The following is a 17596-nucleotide window of genomic DNA, read 5'->3' as shown; positions in this document are numbered from 1 at the left end:
CTCAGCGGCCCTGGGTGGCGTCGACCCGCAACCAGCGTTCGATCAGGCGGAATATCCGCGTCAGCACGATGGTGATCACCAGGTACAGCGCGCCGGCCAGGCAGAAGAACAGCATCGATTCGTAGGTGCGGGCGATGATGGTCCGGGCCATGCCCATGATGTCGAACAGGGTCACGGTGTAGACCACCGCGCTGGCCTTGAGCATCAGGATCACTTCGTTGCTGTAGGCCGGCAGGCCGATGCGCACCGCGCGCGGAAGGATGATGTGCCAGAGCGCCTGGCGCCGCGACATGCCGAGGGCACGGGCGGCCTCCACCTCGCCGACCGGCACCGAGTGGATCGCGCCGCGGAGGATCTCGGCGATATAGGCGGCGGTGTGCAGGGTCATGGTCAGCAGCGCGCACCAGTACGGATCGCGCAGGTAGGGCCAGAAGGCGCTCTTGCGCACTTCCTCGAACTGCGCCAGGCCGTAGTAGACGATGAACAGTTGCAGCAGCAGCGGCGTGCCGCGGAAGAAGAAGATGTAGGCGTACGGCACCGTGCGCACGTACCAGTGCCGCGAGGCGCGGGCGATGCCCAGCGGCAGGGCCAGGGCGAGCCCGGCGACCACCGCGATCGCCAGCAGCTCCAGGGTCAGCGCCGCGCCCTGGAGCATCTTCGGCATCCACTTGAGGATCAGCTCCCACTCGCTCATAGCTCGTTCCTCACGAAACCACGGCCGGAGCGACGTTCGAGGAAGTGCAGGGCGACCATGATGACGACCGTGAGGCTCAGGTAGATGGCGGCCGCGGTCATGTAGAAGGTGAAGGGTTCCTTGGTCGCGTTGGAGGCGACCTGCGCCTTGCGCATGATCTCGTCGAGGGTGATCAGCGACACCAGCGCGGTGTCCTTCAGCAGGATCAGGTACAGGTTGCCGAGGCCGGGCAGGGCGACCCGCCAGATCTGCGGCAGGACGATGCGCCAGAATATCCGTCCGGGCGACAGGCCGAGCGCCTGGCCGGCCTCGCGATGGCCGCGCGGAATGGACAACAGCGCGCCGCGGAACACCTCGGTGGCGTAGGCGCCGAAACACAGGCCGAGGGCCAGGGTGCCGGCGGCGAACGGCGAGAGCGCCAGGTCCGGCTTGCCGAAAAGGTCGCCGAGGGCGTTCAGGCCGCTCACCGTGCCGAAATAGATCATCAGTACCCAGAGCGTTTCCGGCACGCCACGGACGATGGTGGTGTAGGTGCCGCCGAGGAAACGCAGGGCCGCGTACTTCGAAGTCTTCGCGATGGCGCCGAGGAGGCCGAGCAACAGCCCCACGCAGACCGCCGCCAGCGACAGCTTGAGGGTCATCCAGGTACCGGCGAGCAGTTGCTCGCCGAACCCATGCAGGTCGAGAATCATGAGAAGTCAGGCCTGAAGGCGGCCACCGCCGGGACGCGCCCGGCGGTGGCCTGGCTTGGCATCAATAGATGCTGAAGGGGAAGTACTTGTCGTTGATCTTCTTGTAGGTACCGTCGGCGACGATTTCCTTCAGCGCGGCGTTGAGCTTCTCGCGCAGCGGGTCGCCCTTGCGCACGGCGATACCGATCTTGTCGTTGTCGAACACCGGTTCGCCCTTGAACTCGAACTCCTTGCCGGCGTCGCTCTTCAGCCAGTCGTACTGCACGAACTTGTCGGCCAGCACGCCGTCCAGGCGCCCCGAGGAGAGGTCGAGGTAGGCGTTCTCCTGGGTGTCGTAGAGCTTGATGGTGACCACGTCGGCCATGTTGTCTTCCAGCCAGGTGCCGGCGATGGTGGCGCGCTGGGCGCCGATCACCTTGCCCTTCAGGGAGTCCTTGTCGGTCTTGAAGTCGACGCTCTTCGGCGCGACGAACTGCAGCTTGTTGGTGTAGTAGGGATCGGTGAAGTCGACTGCCTGCTTGCGCTCGTCGGTGATCGACATGGACGCGACGATGAAGTCGAACTTCTTGGCGTTCAACGCCGGGATGATGCCGTCCCAGTCGGAGGTCACCACCTCGCACTCGGTCTTCATCTTGGCGCACAGCGCCTTGCCGATGTCGAGGTCGAAGCCGACCGCCTGGCCGCTGGCATCGATGCCGTTGAAGGGCGGGTAGGCGCCTTCGGTGCCGATGCGCAGCTTGTCGGCGGCGCTGGCGTCGAGGGCGAAGGCCAGGGTTGCAGCGGCGGCCAGCAGGATCTTCTTATAGTTCTTCATGCGGTGTTGCTCCGTTAGCGGTGGCTGGACATGAACTGTTTGCAGCGCGCCGACTGGGGGTTTTCGAAAACCTGTTGCGGCGTTCCCTGCTCTTCTACCAGGCCCTGGTGGAGGAATACCACCTCGCTGGAAACCTGGCGGGCGAAGCTCATTTCGTGGGTGACCAGCAGCATGGTCCGGCCCTCTTCGGCGAGCGCACGGATCACGTTAAGCACTTCCTGTACCATTTCCGGGTCGAGCGCCGAGGTGGGCTCGTCGAACAGGATCACCTTGGGTTGCATGGCCAGGGTCCGGGCGATGGCCGCGCGTTGCTGCTGGCCGCCGGAAAGTTGCGCGGGATAGCTGTGGCGCTTGTCGGCGATGCCGACCTTGGCCAGCAGGCCCTCGGCGATCTCGATCGCTTCGGCCTTGCTCTTGCCCAGTACGCGACGTGGCGCCTCGATCACGTTGTCGAGGATGCTCATGTGCGGCCACAGGTTGAAATTCTGGAAGACGAAACCGAGTTCGCTGCGCAGCCGGTTGATCTGCTGGCTGTCGGCGGCGACCAGGTCGCCGTTCTTGCTCTTCTTCAGGCGCAGCTCTTCGCCGGAGACCAGGATCTGGCCCTGGTGCGGGTTCTCCAGCAGGTTGATGCAGCGCAGGAAGGTGGATTTGCCCGAGCCGGACGATCCGAGGATGGAGATCACGTCGCCGTCGCGGGCGGTGAGGGAGATGCCCTTGAGCACTTCGAGGTCGCCGTAGCGCTTGTGCAGGTTACGGATTTCCAGTGCGGGGGTGGCCTCGGCCATGGATTTTCCTCTTGTTATTCGGATTGGAAGGGCCTTCCTGGCGAAGGCAAGCTAGCACAGCGCTTCAACCGGAGCCAAGCAGGCGGCGTGCCTCTGGAGCGGGGTTGGCGGCATCTTGTCGCATCGCTGCAGTGCGCTGTCGCGTGGGAACAAAACTGTCGGCTTTCGAAGAAAACTCCTGGCGAACCCTGACCTGAAGCAGAGCCTGGAGGTCGGTGCGCGCCCCGTTCCCGGGCATGCGGGACCGCCTATGGAGCCGCCGGCGGCTGCTCCGCGCGCGGCTCCGCCAGCACCTTGGCGGCGGCCAGCGGCGGCGGTGGGGTGATGCCCATCGACACATAGATGCTGGTGAAGGTGTCCATGCCGATCTGTGCCGGTTTCACCCATTCCACCGGAACGTAGAGCAGGCCGCCGCCCACCGGGATCGGCGCGGTCGGCACCAGGATCGCGTAGTGCGCGCGGCCGTCCAGTTCCACCGCTTCGGGGTTGGGCATCAGCGCCAGCACGGCGGCGCCGTCGCCGCCGAAGAAACACCACACCGGACTCATTGCGGCGATGTCGGCGTCCTGCTTCTTGTCCAGCAGGCCGACGAAACGGTCGGCCAGGTTGTACAGGTTGCCGATCAGCGGGGTGCGCCGCAGGGTCAGGTCGAACAGGTTGGCCAGCGGCCGCTTCAGGCCTAGCTGTACGCCGAGGCCAAGCAGGTAGATGGCTACCAGCAGTAGCGCGGTACCGAGCAGGTAGGCCAGTGGCGAATCGCCGGCGAGCGGCTGGCCGATGGCGGCGAAGCCGCGACCGATCAGGCTGGATGGACCGACGAAGCGGTTCAGCAAGCTGACCACCCAGGCCAGCAAGGCCAAGGTGAGTACCAGCGGCAGCATCACCAGCAGGCCGGCGAGCCAGGTGGTGAGCAGGGAGTTGAAGCTTTTCTTCAGCATCGATCGGGGGTCCGGACAAGGTCCGCCTAGTCTATCGGCACTGCCTGGCTCACGCTCGGCCGTTCGCCGGGATGGGCGAAAGATCCGCCGCGGCGATTCGTCATTCCTTGTAGGCTGTGCGAGTCGCGTTCATTCCAGCAGGCCTTCACGGAGGGCGTATGGCGGAGAGAAAGACCCTGTTGCTGACCGGGGCGAGCCGCGGTATCGGGCATGCCACGGTGAAGTACTTCAATGCCGCGGGTTGGCGGGTGTTCACCGCGTCGCGGCAGAGCTGGGCCAGCGAATGTCCCTGGGCGGACGGCGAGGAAAACCACATCCATCTGGACCTGGAGGACATTCCCGGCGTCGAGGCCAGCCTGGAACTGATCCGCGAGAAGCTCGGCGACGGTCGGCTCCACGCACTGGTGGACAATGCCGGCATCTCGCCCAAGGGCGAAGACGGCGCGCGCCTCGGTGTGCTGGAAACCGACTACGCCACCTGGCTGCGGGTGTTCAACGTCAACCTGTTCTCCACCGCGCTGCTGGCGCGCGGCCTGTTCGCCGAGCTGAAGGCGGCGCAGGGAACGGTGATAAACGTGACCTCCATCGCCGGCTCGAAGGTGCATCCGTTCGCCGGGGTGGCCTACGCCACTTCCAAGGCGGCGTTGTCCGCGCTGACCCGCGAGATGGCCCACGACTTCGGCCCGCATGGGGTGCGGGTGAACGCCATCGCGCCGGGGGAGATCGACACCTCGATCCTGTCGCCGGGCACCGAGGAGATCGTCGAGCGCAGCATCCCGCTGCACCGCCTCGGCCGGCCGGAGGAGATCGCTTCGCTGATCTACTTCCTCTGCACCAGCGGCGCATCCTACGTGAATGGCGCGGAAATCCACGTCAACGGCGGGCAGCACGTCTAGGCGAACGGCGGAAAGCAAAAAGGCCCACCCGGAGGTGAGCCTTTTCGTCGTATTCATGGTGCCCAGGGACGGAATCGAACCGCCGACACGGGGATTTTCAATCCCCTGCTCTACCAACTGAGCTACCTGGGCAACGGGGCGCAATTAAACGGGTTTAGCGCGGCAGTGTCAACACCGGCGAAGAAATTTTTTTTGTTTTTTAACGCCTTACGATCCCCTCGCGGTTTCCGCCGGACTGCCGGGCCTCAGTTCCAGGCCTGGCGTTCCTCGTCGCGCAGCTCCACCGGCAGGCTCCGGCCTTCCTCGGCGGAGCGTCGTGCCAACTCCAGCAGGGCCATCAGCGCGCAGGCCTGTTGCGCCGACACCGGGTTGCGCGACTGGCCGCGGATGGCGGCGGCCAGCGCCTGGTAGTAGCGGCTCTGGTCGCCCGCCGGGGTGACCAGCGACTGGCGCAGGCCCTGGCCATCGATGTGCTGCAGCAGGTCGGGATCGCGGCCCCAGCCGGCGGAACCGGGGTGCAGTCCCTGGAGCAGTTGCGCTTCCTGGATGTCGGCGCCGGCCTTTAGCAGGCTGCCGTGGTCGCCGTGCACATTGAAGCGTGGCGCCGGATTGGCGGCGAGCATGCTGGCGCGCAGCGCTACCTGGCAGTGCGGATAATCGAGCAGGACCTCGAACCAGTCGTCGGTCTGCGCACCCTCGCGCAGCCGGCGCAGGTGTCCGTGCACACGCTGCGGTACGCCGAACAGGCACAGTGCCTGGTCGAGCAGGTGCGGGCCGAGGTCGAACCACAGCCCGGAGCCGGGCAGGTCGTGTTCGCGCCAGCGGTCGCGGACCTGCGGACGGAAGCGCTCGATGGCCGACTCGAAGTAGCGCACCGGGCCGATGCTGCCGGCCTGCAGGGCGGCCTCCACGGCGAGGAAGTCGCTGTCGAAGCGCCGGTTCTGGAACACCGAGAGGACCTGCCCAGGCCGTTCACGGGCGAGGTCGGCGAGGCGCCGGGCTTCGGCCAGGGTGACGGTGAACGGCTTGTCCACCACCACGTGCTTGCCGGCGCGCAAGGCCCGTTCGGCGAGGCTGGCGTGGGTGGCATTGGGCGAGGCGATGACCACCAGGTCGATGTCGGCGGCCTCGATGGCCTCATCCGGATCGGCGCTGACCCGGGCTTCGGGCAGGTCGGCGTGCACCCGCCCAGGGTCGCGGGAGACCACGTGCTCCAGGCACAACGCCGGTACCGCGCGGATCAGCGGGGCGTGGAAGGTCTTGCCGGCGAAGCCGTAGCCGATCAGCGCGGTGCGGATCGGAGGCAGGCCAGAGAGGGATGGGGTCATGGCGGCCTCCGTCGGGCGGGGTGGGGGTCAGGCGGATGGCGGCACGTAGCCGTCGGCCTTGGCGTAGTCCTCGCCGGAGAGGAACTTGTCCATCTCCTGCTGGAGGAACTTGCGGTCCTCGGCGTTCATCATGTTCAGGCGACGCTCGTTGATCAGCATGGTCTGGTGCTTCTGCCACTCGTCCCAGGCCTTGCGCGACACGTTGTTGTAGATGTCCTCGCCCTTCGCGCCAGGATACGGCGGGCGGTCGAGGCCGGGCAGCTCTTCGTGGTACTTGCGGCACATCACGGTGCGGCTCATGGTCGTTCTCCTGCAGTTGCCGCCGGGCCCGCGGGCCCGGCATTCACGCGGTCGTGCCGCGTCCGAGTTCCTGTTCTGCGCGCTTGAGCAGCTTCTTCACCGGAGCGGCGAGGCCCAGGCGCGGCGGGGTGGCGAGGTTATACCAGAGCCAGTCGCCCTCGGCCACGGCGCGCGGAGCGCCTTCCACCGCCACCAGCCAGGGCTCGATGGCGAGCTGGAAATGACTGAAGGTATGGGTCAGGCCGCTCAGTTCGCGGCGCTCGCCGAGGGCCAGGGAATGGCGCGCGGCGAGCGGTTCGAGGCCGTCGAGGTCGTCCAGTTCGGGGAGGCTCCAGAGCCCGCCCCAGAGTCCGCTGGAAGGCCGCCGGTAGAGCAGTATGGCGCCGTCGCGGTTGGCCAGGATCGGCATCAGCGTGCGCTTCTGCGGCAACGCCTTGCGCGGCTTGGGCTGCGGATAATCGGCTTCGCGGCCGAGCAGGTGCGCGCGGCAGCCCGAGACCAGCGGGCAAAGCAGGCAACTGGGCTTGCTGCGCGTGCAGAGGGTGGCGCCGAGGTCCATCATCGCCTGGGTGTAGTGGTTGACCCGTGCGTGCGGGGTGAAGCGTTCGGCGGCTTCCCACAGCGCCCTGGCCACCTTCGGTTCGCCGGGATAGCCGTCCTGCGCCAGGTAGCGCGCCAGTACGCGCTTGACGTTGCCGTCGAGGATCGGTGCGCGCAGGCCCATCGACAGGCTGGCGATGGCTCCAGCGGTGGAGCGGCCGATGCCGGGCAGTTCGGCGAGTTGCTCGACGTCGCGGGGGAACTCCCCCGCATGCCGCTCGACCACGATCTGCGCGGTCTTGTGCAGGTTGCGCGCACGGCTGTAGTAGCCGAGCCCGGTCCACAGGTGCAGGACTTCGTCCTCGGCCGCCGCGGCCAGTGCCTCGACGTCGGGCAACGCTGCCATGAAACGGTCGAAGTAACCGAGCACGGTGCTGACCTGGGTCTGCTGCAGCATGATTTCCGAGACCCACACCCGGTAGGGGGTGATGCCCTGCTGCCAGGGCAGATCCTTGCGACCGTGACGGTCGTACCAGTCGAGGACCGCGCCGTTGAAGCCTTCAGGTGTCATTTGCGGTTGAACAGCCCTTTGAGTGCGTCTTTCAGCTCCGGACTGACCTTGTCGCCGAGCTTCTCTTCGAGTTTTTCGTTGAGGCGATTGCCGGCCAGTTTCGCGGCGACCTTGCCCAGGCCTTCCTTGTCCAGGCGGCAGGCCTTGGCGCCGAGTTCCAGCGGGCCGCGGCAGAGCAGCGGCCATTCGATGCCGGCGTAGCGCTGGTTGACCTGGCAGGCCGGGTCCGGCATGTCGCTCTTGTCGCCCTGGATCTCCACGCCGATGCGATAGTCCATGCCCAGCACGCGCAGGTCGATATCGCCGTGGCCGCTGACCGCCAGGCCGGGAATGGCCACTTTCAGGTCAGGGTTGCTGGCCACGCCGTTGGTGAAGTTCAGGCTGCCCTTGAGCTCGCGGAAAGGCGTGTCCTTGCCGCCGTGAGTACCGGCAAGGGCCTTGCGGTTGAGGGTAGCGATGCCCTGGCAGAGCTGTTGCTCCAGGTTGGCGTCGGGCAGCACGCCGTTGATCAGGCTGAAGCGTGCGTTGCCGTTGAGATGGTCGATCCAGGATTTCTCGCTGTTGCCGCTGGTGCGGATGTCGGCATCGAGGTCGAGCAGCCCCTTCACCGGCGGTTTCTTGCCCTGGGCTTCGAGCAGGCGCTCCACCGGCACGTTGGCGATGTGCTTGGTGGCGGTCAGCACGGCGCTGTCCTGGCGTACATCGAGGTTGGCCTTGGCGTTGAAGCGGCCGTTGTACAGCCCGCCGCGCATGTCGTCGAGGCTGATCACGCCGCCCTGGCCGCGCAGCTTCAGGCTGGCGTCGTCGATCGGCAGCTTCTCGACGGTCAGCCGGCCGAAGTTCAGCGCCACGTCCAGGTCGAGCTTGCGCAGGGTCGCGATGGGCAGCAGCGGCGCGTCGCTCCAGGCCTGCCTGGTCGGTTTTTCCGGTAGCGGCGTGTTGCCCTGGGCGGCACTGGCCACGGTGGCGTCGACTTCCGCCTTGCGCGTGGCGCTGGCGGCATCCTGGGCTTGCTTGGCCTTGGCCGGCAGGTAGCGGTCGAGGTCGAGCTTGTCGCCCTTGAGCTGGGCGCGCAGCGATTGCCTGGCGAAATCGGCGATGCCGAAGCGGCCGCTGAAGGCAGTGTCGTCCAGACCCAGCTTGAGGTCTTCGAGATTCAGGCTGTTGCGGCTGCCGGCCAGGCGGGTGTTCAGCTCGAACTTGCCGAGGGTGTTGGCATCGGCCATGGCCGGCAGGGTCACACCGATGCCGGCGAGGAACTCGCGCAGGTTCATCGGCGCGATCGACAGGCCGCCGCTGAACTTGGTGTCCTTGTCCAGCTCGCGGGCCTTCAGTTCGCCGAGGGCGCGCAACTGGTTGACGCTCAGCTTCAGGCCGTTCCACTCGGCGATCTGCGCCGACTGGTCGAGCAGCAACTGGCCCTGGGCGGAGAAGGTGGCGGTCTTGCCTTGCAGCGGCTCGCCCGAGGCTTCGCCGGAGAGCCTGGCGTCTTCCAGTTGGTAGCGCCTGAGCGCGGTGTCGAAGCGCAGGTTGCCGGTCAGCTCGGTCTTGACCCGTACCACCGGCTGGTTGGTGCCGAGGTAGGCGTTGAGCTTCAGCGGAATGCTGCTGCCTTCGCGAATGGCGCCGGTGCTCAGCTCGATGCCCTCGACGTTGTACTGCTTGCCGCTGGCTTCGTCGGTATAGGTGACGCGGGCGTTGTTGACGTTGAGGCTGTCGATGTCGAGCTTGATCGGGGTACGCGGGCTGTCGTTCTGCGGCGCCTGCTCCGGTGCCTGCGCCTGGGCGCCCTTGCCGTCCGCTGCCGGCGGGGTGGCGGAAGGAGCGGCCGGGGCCTGGGGCTGGGCCGGCTTGCCGATGTTTTCCCAGTTGCCCTTGCCCTGCTTGTCGCGGACCAGGTCCAGGCTCAGGCCTTCGAGGCGGATCGCGCTCATCTGCACGTCCTTGCGCAGCAGCGGCAGGACCCGCACCGACAGGCCGAGCATCTGCAGGTCGGCGAACGGCTTGGTCGGCGTGGCGGCGCTGGCGATGCTGGTGTCGTGCAGCTCCAGGCCCAGCCAGGGGAACAGGCTCCAGCCGATGTCGCCCTTCAGGTCCAGCTCCAGGTTGGCCTTGTCGCGGGCGATCTGGCGGATTTCGTCCTTGTAGTCATTGGGATCGAACAGGTGGGTCAGGGCGAAGCCCAGGGCCACGACGAGCAGTAAGAGTCCCAGGAAGAACAGCCCCAGGACCTTGCCGAATGCTTTCATGGACGAATCCTTTGTGCTGGCAGCGGTGAATGTGCGGGCGAGTATAACAACGCCGTTTTGCCAGGCCGACCCTGCGCGCGGCGAAACCTCGTCTCAGAGTGCGCGGGCGACCCGTTCGGCGAGCGCCAGGCTGGCGGTGAGGCCGGGCGACTCGATGCCGAACAGGTTGACCAGGCCGGGCAGGCCGTGTTCGGTAGGGGTTTGGATGATGAAGTCGGCGGCGGGTTCCCCCGGCCCGCCGAGCTTGGGCCGGATGCCGGCGTAGCCGGCGGCCAGGCGCCGAGGATCGATGCCGGGGAAGTAGCGCGAGATGGCCTGGGCGAAGGCGGGGCGGAGGGATTCGTCGACGCGGTAGTCGAGGTTGTCCACGTAATTCACGTCGGGACCGAAGCGCAACTGGCCGCCGAGGTCGAGGGTGGCGTGGATGCCGAGCCCGGCGGTGCGCGCCTCGGGCATCGGGTAGACCAGGTGGCGGAACGGCGAGCGGCCGCTGTAGGAGAAATAGCGCCCCTGGCACAGGTGCAGCGCCGGCACCTGGCGCGGATCGAGGCCTTCGGTGCGTTGCGCCAGCGCCTGGGCGAACAGGCCGCCGGCATTGACCACCCAGCCCGCGCGCAACCGGAACGCTTCGCCGACGCTCTGTCCTTCGGCGCGCCAGCCGCCGGCGTGGCGCTCCAGGCGGTCGACCCGGGTGTCCAGCGCCAGTTGTGCGCCGTGGCGTTCGGCGACGGCCTGCAGCGATTGCAGGTAGGCGTGGCTGTCGATGATTCCCGTGCTCGGCGAGAGCAGGGCGGCGACCCCGCGGACCTGGGGCTCCAGCGCGCGCAGCGTGGTGCCGTCCAGCGGCATCAGGTCGTCGACCCCGCAGGCGCGTGCGTTGGCCGCCAGGGCCTGGAGCCTCTCGCGCTCGTTTTCCTCCACCGCCACCAGCAGCTTGCCGATGCGCCGGTGGCCGACGCCGTGGCGGGCGCACCAGGCGTACAGGCGTTCGCGGCCTTCCAGGCAGAGATCGGCCTTGAGCGAGCCGGGCGGGTAGTAGAGGCCGGCGTGGATCACTTCGGAATTGCGACTGGAGGTGTGGCTACCGACCAGCCGTTCGCGCTCCGCCACCAGTACGCCGTGGCCGGCTTCGGCCAGGCGCGCGGCGCAGGCCAGGCCGAGGGCGCCGGCGCCGACTACCAGTACGTCGACGTCGTTCATGCGTCGCTGGCTGCGCGCTGCAGCACGGCGACGATCGCTGCCCGCGCCTGCGGGCTGTTCTTCCAGCAACTGGAGCCGGTCAGGGCCGCGCCCTGGGCGAGGATACTCGCGGCGTCGCAGTCGCGCAGCCGGACGAAGCTGTCAAGGCCCATCTGCTCCAGGCGTTGCAGCACGGTCGGGCCGACCCCCTTGAGGGCAAGCAGGGCGGCGCGTTCGGCGGAGGAAAAGGACATGGCGAAGCTCCGTGGCGGGGACCGCCACCGAGCATATCAGAGGCTGTCCAGCGGCAGCCCGTGGCGTGCCGCGAGGGCACGGGCCTCCAGGTGCCCGTCCGGGGCGACCAGGCGCAGCGGCTTGCCGGCTTCGGCAGCCAGGCGCCGGGCCTCGTCGAGGAGGCGTCGGCCGACCCCGCGGCCGCGGGTGATGCCGCGCACGCAAAGGTGCGACAGCTGCCAGGCGTCGTCGCCGCGCCGCAGCAGGGCGGCACCCAGCAGGCGGTCGTTGAAGCGCCCGGCGATCAGCTCGTCGGCGGCCAGCCCGGCCGCGACCAGCGCCGCGCCGTCGGCATGCGGGGCGAACAGCCAGTCCGGCGCGTCGGCGTAGATCTTCGCCAGGTCCAGGCGATCCTGGGCGCTGGGTTGGGCGAGGGTTTCGACGATCACGGGCATGCGGCTCTCCGCGGCGGGATGAAAGGAGCGCAGTGTAAGGCCTGGCCCGCCGCCCGTGGGGCGATTCGCGCCGACGGTCGCGGCTGGCAGCGCCAGCCCGGGCCTGCCTATAATGCTGGCCCTCTTATAATTACGTGCAGTGTTAGCTGTGGAGCTGGTGATGGCCGAACGCAAGGCATCCGTCGCGCGCGACACCCTGGAGACCCAGATCAAGGTCTCCATCGACCTGGATGGGACCGGCAAGGCCCGGTTCGATACCGGGGTTCCCTTCCTTGACCACATGATGGACCAGATCGCCCGCCACGGCCTGATCGACCTGGACATCGAGTGCAAGGGCGACCTGCATATCGACGATCACCACACCGTCGAGGACATCGGCATCACCCTCGGCCAGGCCTTCGCCAAGGCCATCGGCGACAAGAAGGGCATCCGCCGCTACGGCCACGCCTACGTGCCCCTCGACGAGGCGCTGTCGCGGGTGGTCATCGACTTCTCCGGGCGGCCCGGCCTGCAGATGCACGTTCCCTTTACCCGTGCCAGCGTCGGCGGCTTCGACGTCGACCTGTTCATGGAATTCTTCCAGGGCTTCGTCAACCACGCCCAGGTGACCCTGCACATCGACAACCTGCGCGGGCACAACACCCACCACCAGATCGAGACCGTGTTCAAGGCCTTCGGCCGCGCGCTGCGCATGGCCATCGAGCTGGACGAGCGGATGGCCGGGCAGATGCCGTCGACCAAAGGGTGCCTGTGATGCAGACGGTAGCCGTGATCGACTACGGCATGGGCAACCTGCACTCGGTGGCCAAGGCCCTTGAGCACGTCGGTGCCGGCCGGGTGCTGGTTAGCAGCGACGCGGCGGTGATCCGCGAGGCCGACCGGGTGGTGTTCCCCGGGGTTGGCGCGATCCGCGACTGCATGGCCGAGATCCGCCGCCTGGGCTTCGACGCCCTGGTCCGCGAGGTCAGCCAGGACCGCCCGTTCCTCGGCATCTGCGTCGGCATGCAGGCATTGCTGGAGCGCAGCGAGGAGAACGACGGGGTCGACTGCATCGGTCTGTTCCCCGGCCAGGTGCGCTTCTTCGGCAAGGACCTGCACGAAGCCGGCGAGCACCTGAAGGTGCCGCACATGGGCTGGAACCAGGTGAGCCAGGCGGTGGAGCACCCGCTGTGGCACGAGATTCCCGACCAGGCGCGCTTCTACTTCGTGCACAGCTATTACATCGAGGCCGGTAACCCGCGCCAGGTGGTGGGGCACGGGCACTACGGCGTCGATTTCGCCGCCGCGCTGGCCGAAGGCTCGCGTTTCGCCGTGCAGTTCCACCCGGAAAAGAGCCATACCCACGGCCTGCAACTGCTGCAGAACTTCGTGGCCTGGGACGGGCGCTGGTAGGCCATGGCCAGGGCGAAGAGCAAGACGCCGATCCTCCAGCTGGACGCCGCGCAGACCCAGGACGCGGTACTGGCGATCAAGCACTTCATGGAGGACCGCTTCGAACTGGAGCTGGGTTCCTTCGAAGCCGAGGAACTGCTCGATTTCTTCGCCCGCGAGTTCGCCCCGTACTTCTACAACAAGGCCATCCTCGACGTGCAGTCGTACCTGAAGGAACGGTTCGAAAGCATCGAGAGCGATGTCTGGGCGCTGGAAAAGAGTTGAGTTTCCGCGCGCCTGCCCACCGAATACAGACTTGAACAGGGTTCACCGATGCTGATCATTCCCGCGATCGACTTGAAAGACGGCGCCTGCGTGCGTCTGCGCCAGGGCCTGATGGAAGACGCCACGGTCTTCTCCGACGATCCGGTGGCGATGGCCGCCAAATGGGTCGATGGCGGTTGCCGCCGCTTGCACCTGGTGGACCTGAACGGCGCTTTCGAAGGCAAGCCGGTCAACGGCGAGGTGGTCACCGCCATCGCCCGTCGCTACCCGGACCTGCCGATCCAGATCGGTGGCGGCATCCGCTCGCTGGAAACCATCGAGCATTACGTTCGCGCCGGCGTCAGCTACGTCATCATCGGCACCAAGGCGGTCAAGCAGCCTGAGTTCGTCGGCGAGGCCTGCCGCGCCTTCCCGGGCAAGGTCATCGTCGGCCTGGATGCCAAGGACGGTTTCGTCGCCACCGACGGCTGGGCCGAGGTCAGCGAAGTCCAGGTGATCGACCTGGCCCGTCGCTTCGAGGCCGACGGGGTGTCCGCCATCGTCTACACGGATATTTCCAAGGACGGCATGATGCAGGGCTGCAACGTCGAGGCTACCGCCGCGCTGGCCAATGCCACGCGGATCCCGGTGATCGCCTCCGGCGGCATCCACAATCTCGGCGACATCCAGAAGCTGCTGGACGCCCGCACCCCGGGGATCATCGGCGCCATCACCGGCCGGGCGATCTACGAAGGCACCCTGGACGTGGCCGAAGCCCAGGCGCTGTGCGACAACTTCAAGGCCTGAGGCGAACCGCATGGCACTGGCAAAACGCATCATCCCCTGCCTCGACGTGGACAATGGCCGAGTGGTCAAGGGCGTCAAGTTCGAGAACATCCGCGACGCCGGCGACCCGGTCGAGATCGCCCGCCGTTACGACGAGCAGGGTGCCGACGAGATCACCTTCCTCGACATCACCGCCAGCGTCGACGGGCGCGACACCACCCTGCATACCGTCGAGCGCATGGCTAGCCAGGTGTTCATTCCGCTGACCGTGGGCGGCGGCGTACGCAGCGTGCAGGACATCCGCAACCTGTTGAATGCCGGCGCGGACAAGGTCTCGATCAACACCGCTGCGGTGTTCAACCCCGAGTTCGTCGGTGAGGCCGCCGACCGCTTCGGCTCGCAGTGCATCGTGGTCGCCATCGATGCGAAGAAGGTTTCCGCCCCGGGCGAGGCGCCGCGCTGGGAAATCTTCACCCATGGCGGGCGCAAGCCCACCGGGCTGGATGCCGTGCTCTGGGCGAAGAAGATGGAAGACCTGGGCGCCGGCGAGATTCTCCTGACCAGCATGGACCAGGACGGCGTGAAGAGCGGTTACGACCTGGGCGTGACCCGCGCCATCAGCGAGGCGGTGAACGTGCCGGTGATCGCTTCCGGCGGCGTCGGCAACCTGGAGCACCTGGCCGCCGGCATCCTCGAGGGCAAGGCCGACGCGGTGCTCGCGGCGAGCATCTTCCACTTCGGCGAGTACACCGTGCCGGAAGCCAAGGCCTACCTGGGCAGCCGCGGTATCGTGGTGCGCTGAGGCACGTTGCGCCGCAGCGCACAGGGCCGGTGATCGGCTAGCCATTCCTGAGCGCGAGTCGACACTCGCGCGGCTTTCTTTCAGGTACAGTCACGCCCCCCGCATCAGGTGCCGCTAGAGCGCCGATGCCCTGCCATAACGACAAACATTGCGACCGACAGGGAGTCCTCCATGTCCATCTTCCGTCTGGCTCTCGGCTGCGTCGGCAGCCTGGCCCTGCTATGCGCTAGCGCCCTGGCGCGCGCCGAAACCCTGGTCCTGCTGACCGAGAACCTGGTGCCGTTCAACATGGCGGTGAACGGCGGCAACTACGCCAAGGACGATGGCATCAGCGGCATCAGCACCGATACCGTGCGCGCCGCCTGCGAGCGCGCGCAGATCGAGTGCCAGCTGATCCTGCGCTTCCCCTGGGACCGGGTCTACCAGCAGGCGCTGAGCGAGCCCGGCTATGGCGTGTTTTCCACCGCCCGTACGCCGGAGCGCGAGGACAAGTTCAAGTGGGTCGGCCCGCTGGCGGTCAACGACTGGGTACTGATGGCTCGCGGCGACAGCAGCATCCACCTGAACAGCCTGGAAGACGCCGCGCGCTACCGGATCGGCGGCTACAAGAACGATGCCATCAGTCAGCACCTGGTCGACCGCGGCCTGCAGGTGCAACTGGCGCTGCGCGACAACGAGAACGTCGACAAGCTGGCCAGTGGGCAGATCGATCTCTGGGTCACCGCCGATCCGAGCGGGCGCTACGTCGCCCAGCGCGAGGGCCTCAAGGAGGTGAAGGTGGTCCAGCGTTTCCATACCGCCGAGCTGTTCCTGGCGCTGAACAAGGACACCCCGGACGAGCTGGTGCAGAAGTTGCAAACGGCGGTCGACGCGCTGCGCAGCGAAGGCTTGTTGAAGCAGATCCGCGAGCGCTACTGACGCCTCGCCGGCGATGCTGGCAAAAGGCTGGCCTGGCGGCGCGGCGCTGGTTATTCTGCCTCGCTCCAGGCCCCTGACAGGATGACAACAATGCAAAGAAGCCTGCTCTTCGCGCTGCTCGCAACCCTGCTGCTGGTCGGCGGCGCGCGCGCCGAAACCGATCCCGACTACAGCATGGTCCTGCTCACGGAGAACTTCCCGCCGTACAACATGGCGATCAACGGCAAGAACTTCGCCCAGGAAGACAACATCGACGGCATCGCCGTGGATATCGTCCGCGAGATGTTCAAGCGCGCCGGCATCAAGTACAGCCTGACCCTGCGTTTCCCCTGGGACCGCATCTACAAGCTGGCGCTGGAGAAGCCCGGCTACGGGGTGTTCGTCACCGCCCGCCTGGCCGAGCGCGAGGACAAGTTCAAGTGGGTTGGTCCGATCGGCCCGGACGACTGGGTGCTGCTGGCCAAGGGCGACAGCCCGATCACCCTGGGCAGCCTGGACGAGGCGAAGAAATACCGGATCGGCGCCTACAAGGGCGATGCCATCGCCGAGTTCCTCGGCAAGAACGGTTTCGAGGCCGACCTGGCGCTACGCGACCAGGAAAACGCGCAGAAGCTGGTCAAGGGCCAGATCGACCTCTGGGCCAGCGGCGATCCCGCCGGGCGCTACCTGGCCAAGCAGGAAGGCGTGACCGGCCTGAAGACGGTGCTGCGCTTCAACAGCGACCAGCTGTACCTGGCGCTCAACCGCGAGACTCCCGACGAAGTGGTGCAGAAGCTCCAGGCAGCCCTGGACGGCATGCGCAAGGAAGGCTTCGTCGAGGACATCCTCAACAGCTATCTCTGATTCGCTCCGTCCGGCCAACAGGGGGCCGGGCGGGGAAACGCCTTTGCCGGCCCCGCCGGCAATGCCATGGAAGGCCGACGAGCCAGGTATTTCGTCCTGACGCAGGGATGCCGCTAGCCAATAACGATAACCAAGCGAGCGGTGTGACCATGCTGAAAGTCCTGATCCAGACCCTGATCCTGGGGGTGTTGCTGGGGGCCTCCGCGGCCCGTGCCGAATTGCCCGCCGACTACAAGGTGGTGCTGCTGACCGAGAACTTCCCGCCCTTCAACATGGCGGTGGACGACAAGAACTTCGCCCGCGACGATGGCATCGACGGCATCAGTGCCGACATCGTCCGGGAGATGTTCAGGCGCGCCGGCATCGGCTATTCCCTGAGCCTGCGCTTCCCCTGGGACCGCCTGTACCGGTTGACCCTGGACAAGCCCGGCTACGGGCTGTTCTCCATGACCTACACCCCCGAGCGGGTGCCGCAGTTCAAATGGGTCGGCCCGCTGGCCGACACCAGTTGGGTGTTGCTGGCGCCGGCCGGCAGCAAGATCGCCGTGAAGAATCTCAAGGACGCCGCCCGCTACAAGCTCGGCGCCTACAAGAACGACGCGGTCAGCCAGCACCTGGAGGCCCAGGGCATCCCGGTGATCAACGCCCTGCGCGACCAGGAAAACGTGAAGAAGCTTACCGGCGGGCAGATCGACCTGTGGGCCACCACCGATCCGGTCGGCCGCTACCTGGCCAAGCAGGAAGGCGTGTCCGGCCTGCAGACGGTGCTGCGTTTCAACGAGGCCAAGCTCTACCTGGCGTTGAACAAGGACACTCCGGACGAGGTGGTGGAGCGCCTGCAAAAGGCCCTGGAGCAGATGCGCCAGGAAGGCTTCGTCGACGAAGCCGTCGCTAACTACCTCTGACTGGCGGGCGCCCCTCCGCCGGCGCGGCG

Annotated in this window: 21 protein-coding genes and 1 tRNA gene; 9 read left to right on the top strand and 13 right to left on the bottom strand. The window is 66.9% G+C overall.

The window, feature by feature from the left end; genetic code table 11:
- Nucleotide 1: 1 nt before the first annotated feature.
- The 5 genes from ACM0M4_RS28820 to ACM0M4_RS28800 all read right to left on the bottom strand — a co-directional run bounded on the left by ACM0M4_RS28820 (nt 2) and on the right by ACM0M4_RS28800 (nt 3926).
- Nucleotides 2–694, bottom strand: a complete 693-nt coding sequence (locus ACM0M4_RS28820; protein WP_023100031.1) for an ABC transporter permease — start codon at nt 692–694, stop codon at nt 2–4.
- Nucleotides 691–1386, bottom strand: coding sequence for an ABC transporter permease (locus tag ACM0M4_RS28815; RefSeq protein WP_054376180.1), 696 nt, complete (start codon nt 1384–1386; stop codon nt 691–693). Before ACM0M4_RS28815 ends, ACM0M4_RS28820 begins: the two co-directional genes overlap by 4 nt.
- Nucleotides 1387–1447: 61 nt before the next feature.
- Nucleotides 1448–2200 carry an ABC transporter substrate-binding protein gene (locus ACM0M4_RS28810; protein WP_003096156.1) on the bottom strand — a complete coding sequence of 251 codons (753 nt, stop codon included), beginning with the start codon at nt 2198–2200 and terminating at the stop codon, nt 1448–1450.
- Nucleotides 2201–2214: 14 nt separating this feature from the next.
- The gene (locus ACM0M4_RS28805) at nt 2215–2988 is read right to left on the bottom strand and encodes an ABC transporter ATP-binding protein (RefSeq protein ID WP_003096153.1); all 774 of its coding nucleotides are present in this window, start codon (nt 2986–2988) and stop codon (nt 2215–2217) included.
- Nucleotides 2989–3236: 248 nt separating this feature from the next.
- Complete coding sequence (locus ACM0M4_RS28800) at nt 3237–3926, bottom strand: DUF502 domain-containing protein (RefSeq protein ID WP_003105540.1); 690 nt, start codon at nt 3924–3926, stop codon at nt 3237–3239.
- Between the two features lie 158 nt (nt 3927–4084).
- On the opposite strand from ACM0M4_RS28800, the gene ACM0M4_RS28795 reads away from it, so the two are divergent.
- A complete protein-coding gene (locus tag ACM0M4_RS28795) occupies nt 4085–4822 on the top strand; it encodes an SDR family NAD(P)-dependent oxidoreductase (protein WP_010793676.1) in 738 nt (245 codons plus the stop codon).
- 56 nt (nt 4823–4878) lie between these two features.
- Here the strand turns inward: ACM0M4_RS28795 and ACM0M4_RS28790 are convergent.
- The 8 genes from ACM0M4_RS28790 to ACM0M4_RS28755 form a co-directional block, all read right to left on the bottom strand.
- A tRNA-Phe gene (locus ACM0M4_RS28790) sits at nt 4879–4954 on the bottom strand.
- Between the two features lie 113 nt (nt 4955–5067).
- Nucleotides 5068–6150, bottom strand: coding sequence for an oxidoreductase (locus ACM0M4_RS28785; protein WP_003123651.1), 1083 nt, complete (start codon nt 6148–6150; stop codon nt 5068–5070).
- A 27-nt stretch (nt 6151–6177) separates the two neighbouring features.
- Nucleotides 6178–6450, bottom strand: coding sequence for an oxidative damage protection protein (locus ACM0M4_RS28780; protein WP_003096100.1), 273 nt, complete (start codon nt 6448–6450; stop codon nt 6178–6180).
- Nucleotides 6451–6493: 43 nt separating this feature from the next.
- A complete protein-coding gene (gene mutY / locus ACM0M4_RS28775) occupies nt 6494–7561 on the bottom strand; it encodes an A/G-specific adenine glycosylase (RefSeq protein ID WP_003096098.1) in 1068 nt (355 codons plus the stop codon).
- Nucleotides 7558–9810, bottom strand: a complete 2253-nt coding sequence (locus ACM0M4_RS28770) for an AsmA family protein (RefSeq protein ID WP_115288900.1) — start codon at nt 9808–9810, stop codon at nt 7558–7560. Before ACM0M4_RS28770 ends, mutY begins: the two co-directional genes overlap by 4 nt.
- 93 nt (nt 9811–9903) lie before the next feature.
- Complete coding sequence (locus ACM0M4_RS28765; RefSeq protein ID WP_115288899.1) at nt 9904–11010, bottom strand: NAD(P)/FAD-dependent oxidoreductase; 1107 nt, start codon at nt 11008–11010, stop codon at nt 9904–9906.
- A complete protein-coding gene (locus ACM0M4_RS28760; RefSeq protein WP_003112622.1) occupies nt 11007–11243 on the bottom strand; it encodes a hypothetical protein in 237 nt (78 codons plus the stop codon). Before ACM0M4_RS28760 ends, ACM0M4_RS28765 begins: the two co-directional genes overlap by 4 nt.
- 36 nt (nt 11244–11279) lie before the next feature.
- The gene (locus ACM0M4_RS28755; protein ID WP_003457678.1) at nt 11280–11678 is read right to left on the bottom strand and encodes an acetyl-CoA sensor PanZ family protein; all 399 of its coding nucleotides are present in this window, start codon (nt 11676–11678) and stop codon (nt 11280–11282) included.
- Nucleotides 11679–11838: 160 nt separating this feature from the next.
- Here ACM0M4_RS28755 and hisB point away from each other — a divergent pair, with 160 nt between their 5' ends.
- The 8 genes from hisB (at nt 11839) to ACM0M4_RS28715 (ending at nt 17567) form a co-directional block, all read left to right on the top strand.
- Nucleotides 11839–12432, top strand: a complete 594-nt coding sequence (gene hisB / locus ACM0M4_RS28750) for an imidazoleglycerol-phosphate dehydratase HisB (RefSeq protein WP_003096088.1) — start codon at nt 11839–11841, stop codon at nt 12430–12432.
- On the top strand, nt 12432–13070 hold the full coding sequence (gene hisH, locus ACM0M4_RS28745) for an imidazole glycerol phosphate synthase subunit HisH (RefSeq protein ID WP_003096087.1): 639 nt from the start codon (nt 12432–12434) through the stop codon (nt 13068–13070). The genes hisB and hisH overlap by 1 nt, the downstream gene beginning before the upstream one ends.
- A 3-nt stretch (nt 13071–13073) precedes the next feature.
- Nucleotides 13074–13334 (top strand): DUF2164 domain-containing protein, encoded by a 261-nt coding sequence (locus tag ACM0M4_RS28740; protein WP_023108852.1) that lies wholly within the window; start codon nt 13074–13076, stop codon nt 13332–13334.
- A gap of 48 nt (nt 13335–13382) precedes the next feature.
- The gene (gene hisA, locus ACM0M4_RS28735) at nt 13383–14120 is read left to right on the top strand and encodes a 1-(5-phosphoribosyl)-5-[(5-phosphoribosylamino)methylideneamino]imidazole-4-carboxamide isomerase (RefSeq protein WP_003106336.1); all 738 of its coding nucleotides are present in this window, start codon (nt 13383–13385) and stop codon (nt 14118–14120) included.
- A 10-nt stretch (nt 14121–14130) separates the two neighbouring features.
- Complete coding sequence (gene hisF, locus ACM0M4_RS28730) at nt 14131–14901, top strand: imidazole glycerol phosphate synthase subunit HisF (RefSeq protein WP_023108851.1); 771 nt, start codon at nt 14131–14133, stop codon at nt 14899–14901.
- Nucleotides 14902–15072: 171 nt separating this feature from the next.
- Nucleotides 15073–15819 carry a substrate-binding periplasmic protein gene (locus ACM0M4_RS28725; RefSeq protein WP_003106332.1) on the top strand — a complete coding sequence of 249 codons (747 nt, stop codon included), beginning with the start codon at nt 15073–15075 and terminating at the stop codon, nt 15817–15819.
- Between the two features lie 90 nt (nt 15820–15909).
- A complete protein-coding gene (locus ACM0M4_RS28720) occupies nt 15910–16662 on the top strand; it encodes a substrate-binding periplasmic protein (RefSeq protein ID WP_003106330.1) in 753 nt (250 codons plus the stop codon).
- 149 nt (nt 16663–16811) lie between these two features.
- Nucleotides 16812–17567, top strand: a complete 756-nt coding sequence (locus ACM0M4_RS28715) for a substrate-binding periplasmic protein (RefSeq protein WP_003096075.1) — start codon at nt 16812–16814, stop codon at nt 17565–17567.
- The last annotated feature ends 29 nt before the right edge of the window (nt 17568–17596 follow it).

The organism is Pseudomonas sp. 18-147 (genome assembly GCF_051048045.1).
Classification (GTDB): Bacteria; Pseudomonadota; Gammaproteobacteria; order Pseudomonadales; family Pseudomonadaceae; genus Pseudomonas; species Pseudomonas aeruginosa.
Note: the sequence above shows the minus strand (reverse complement) of the source record. Positions and strands in the feature narration are given on the sequence as shown.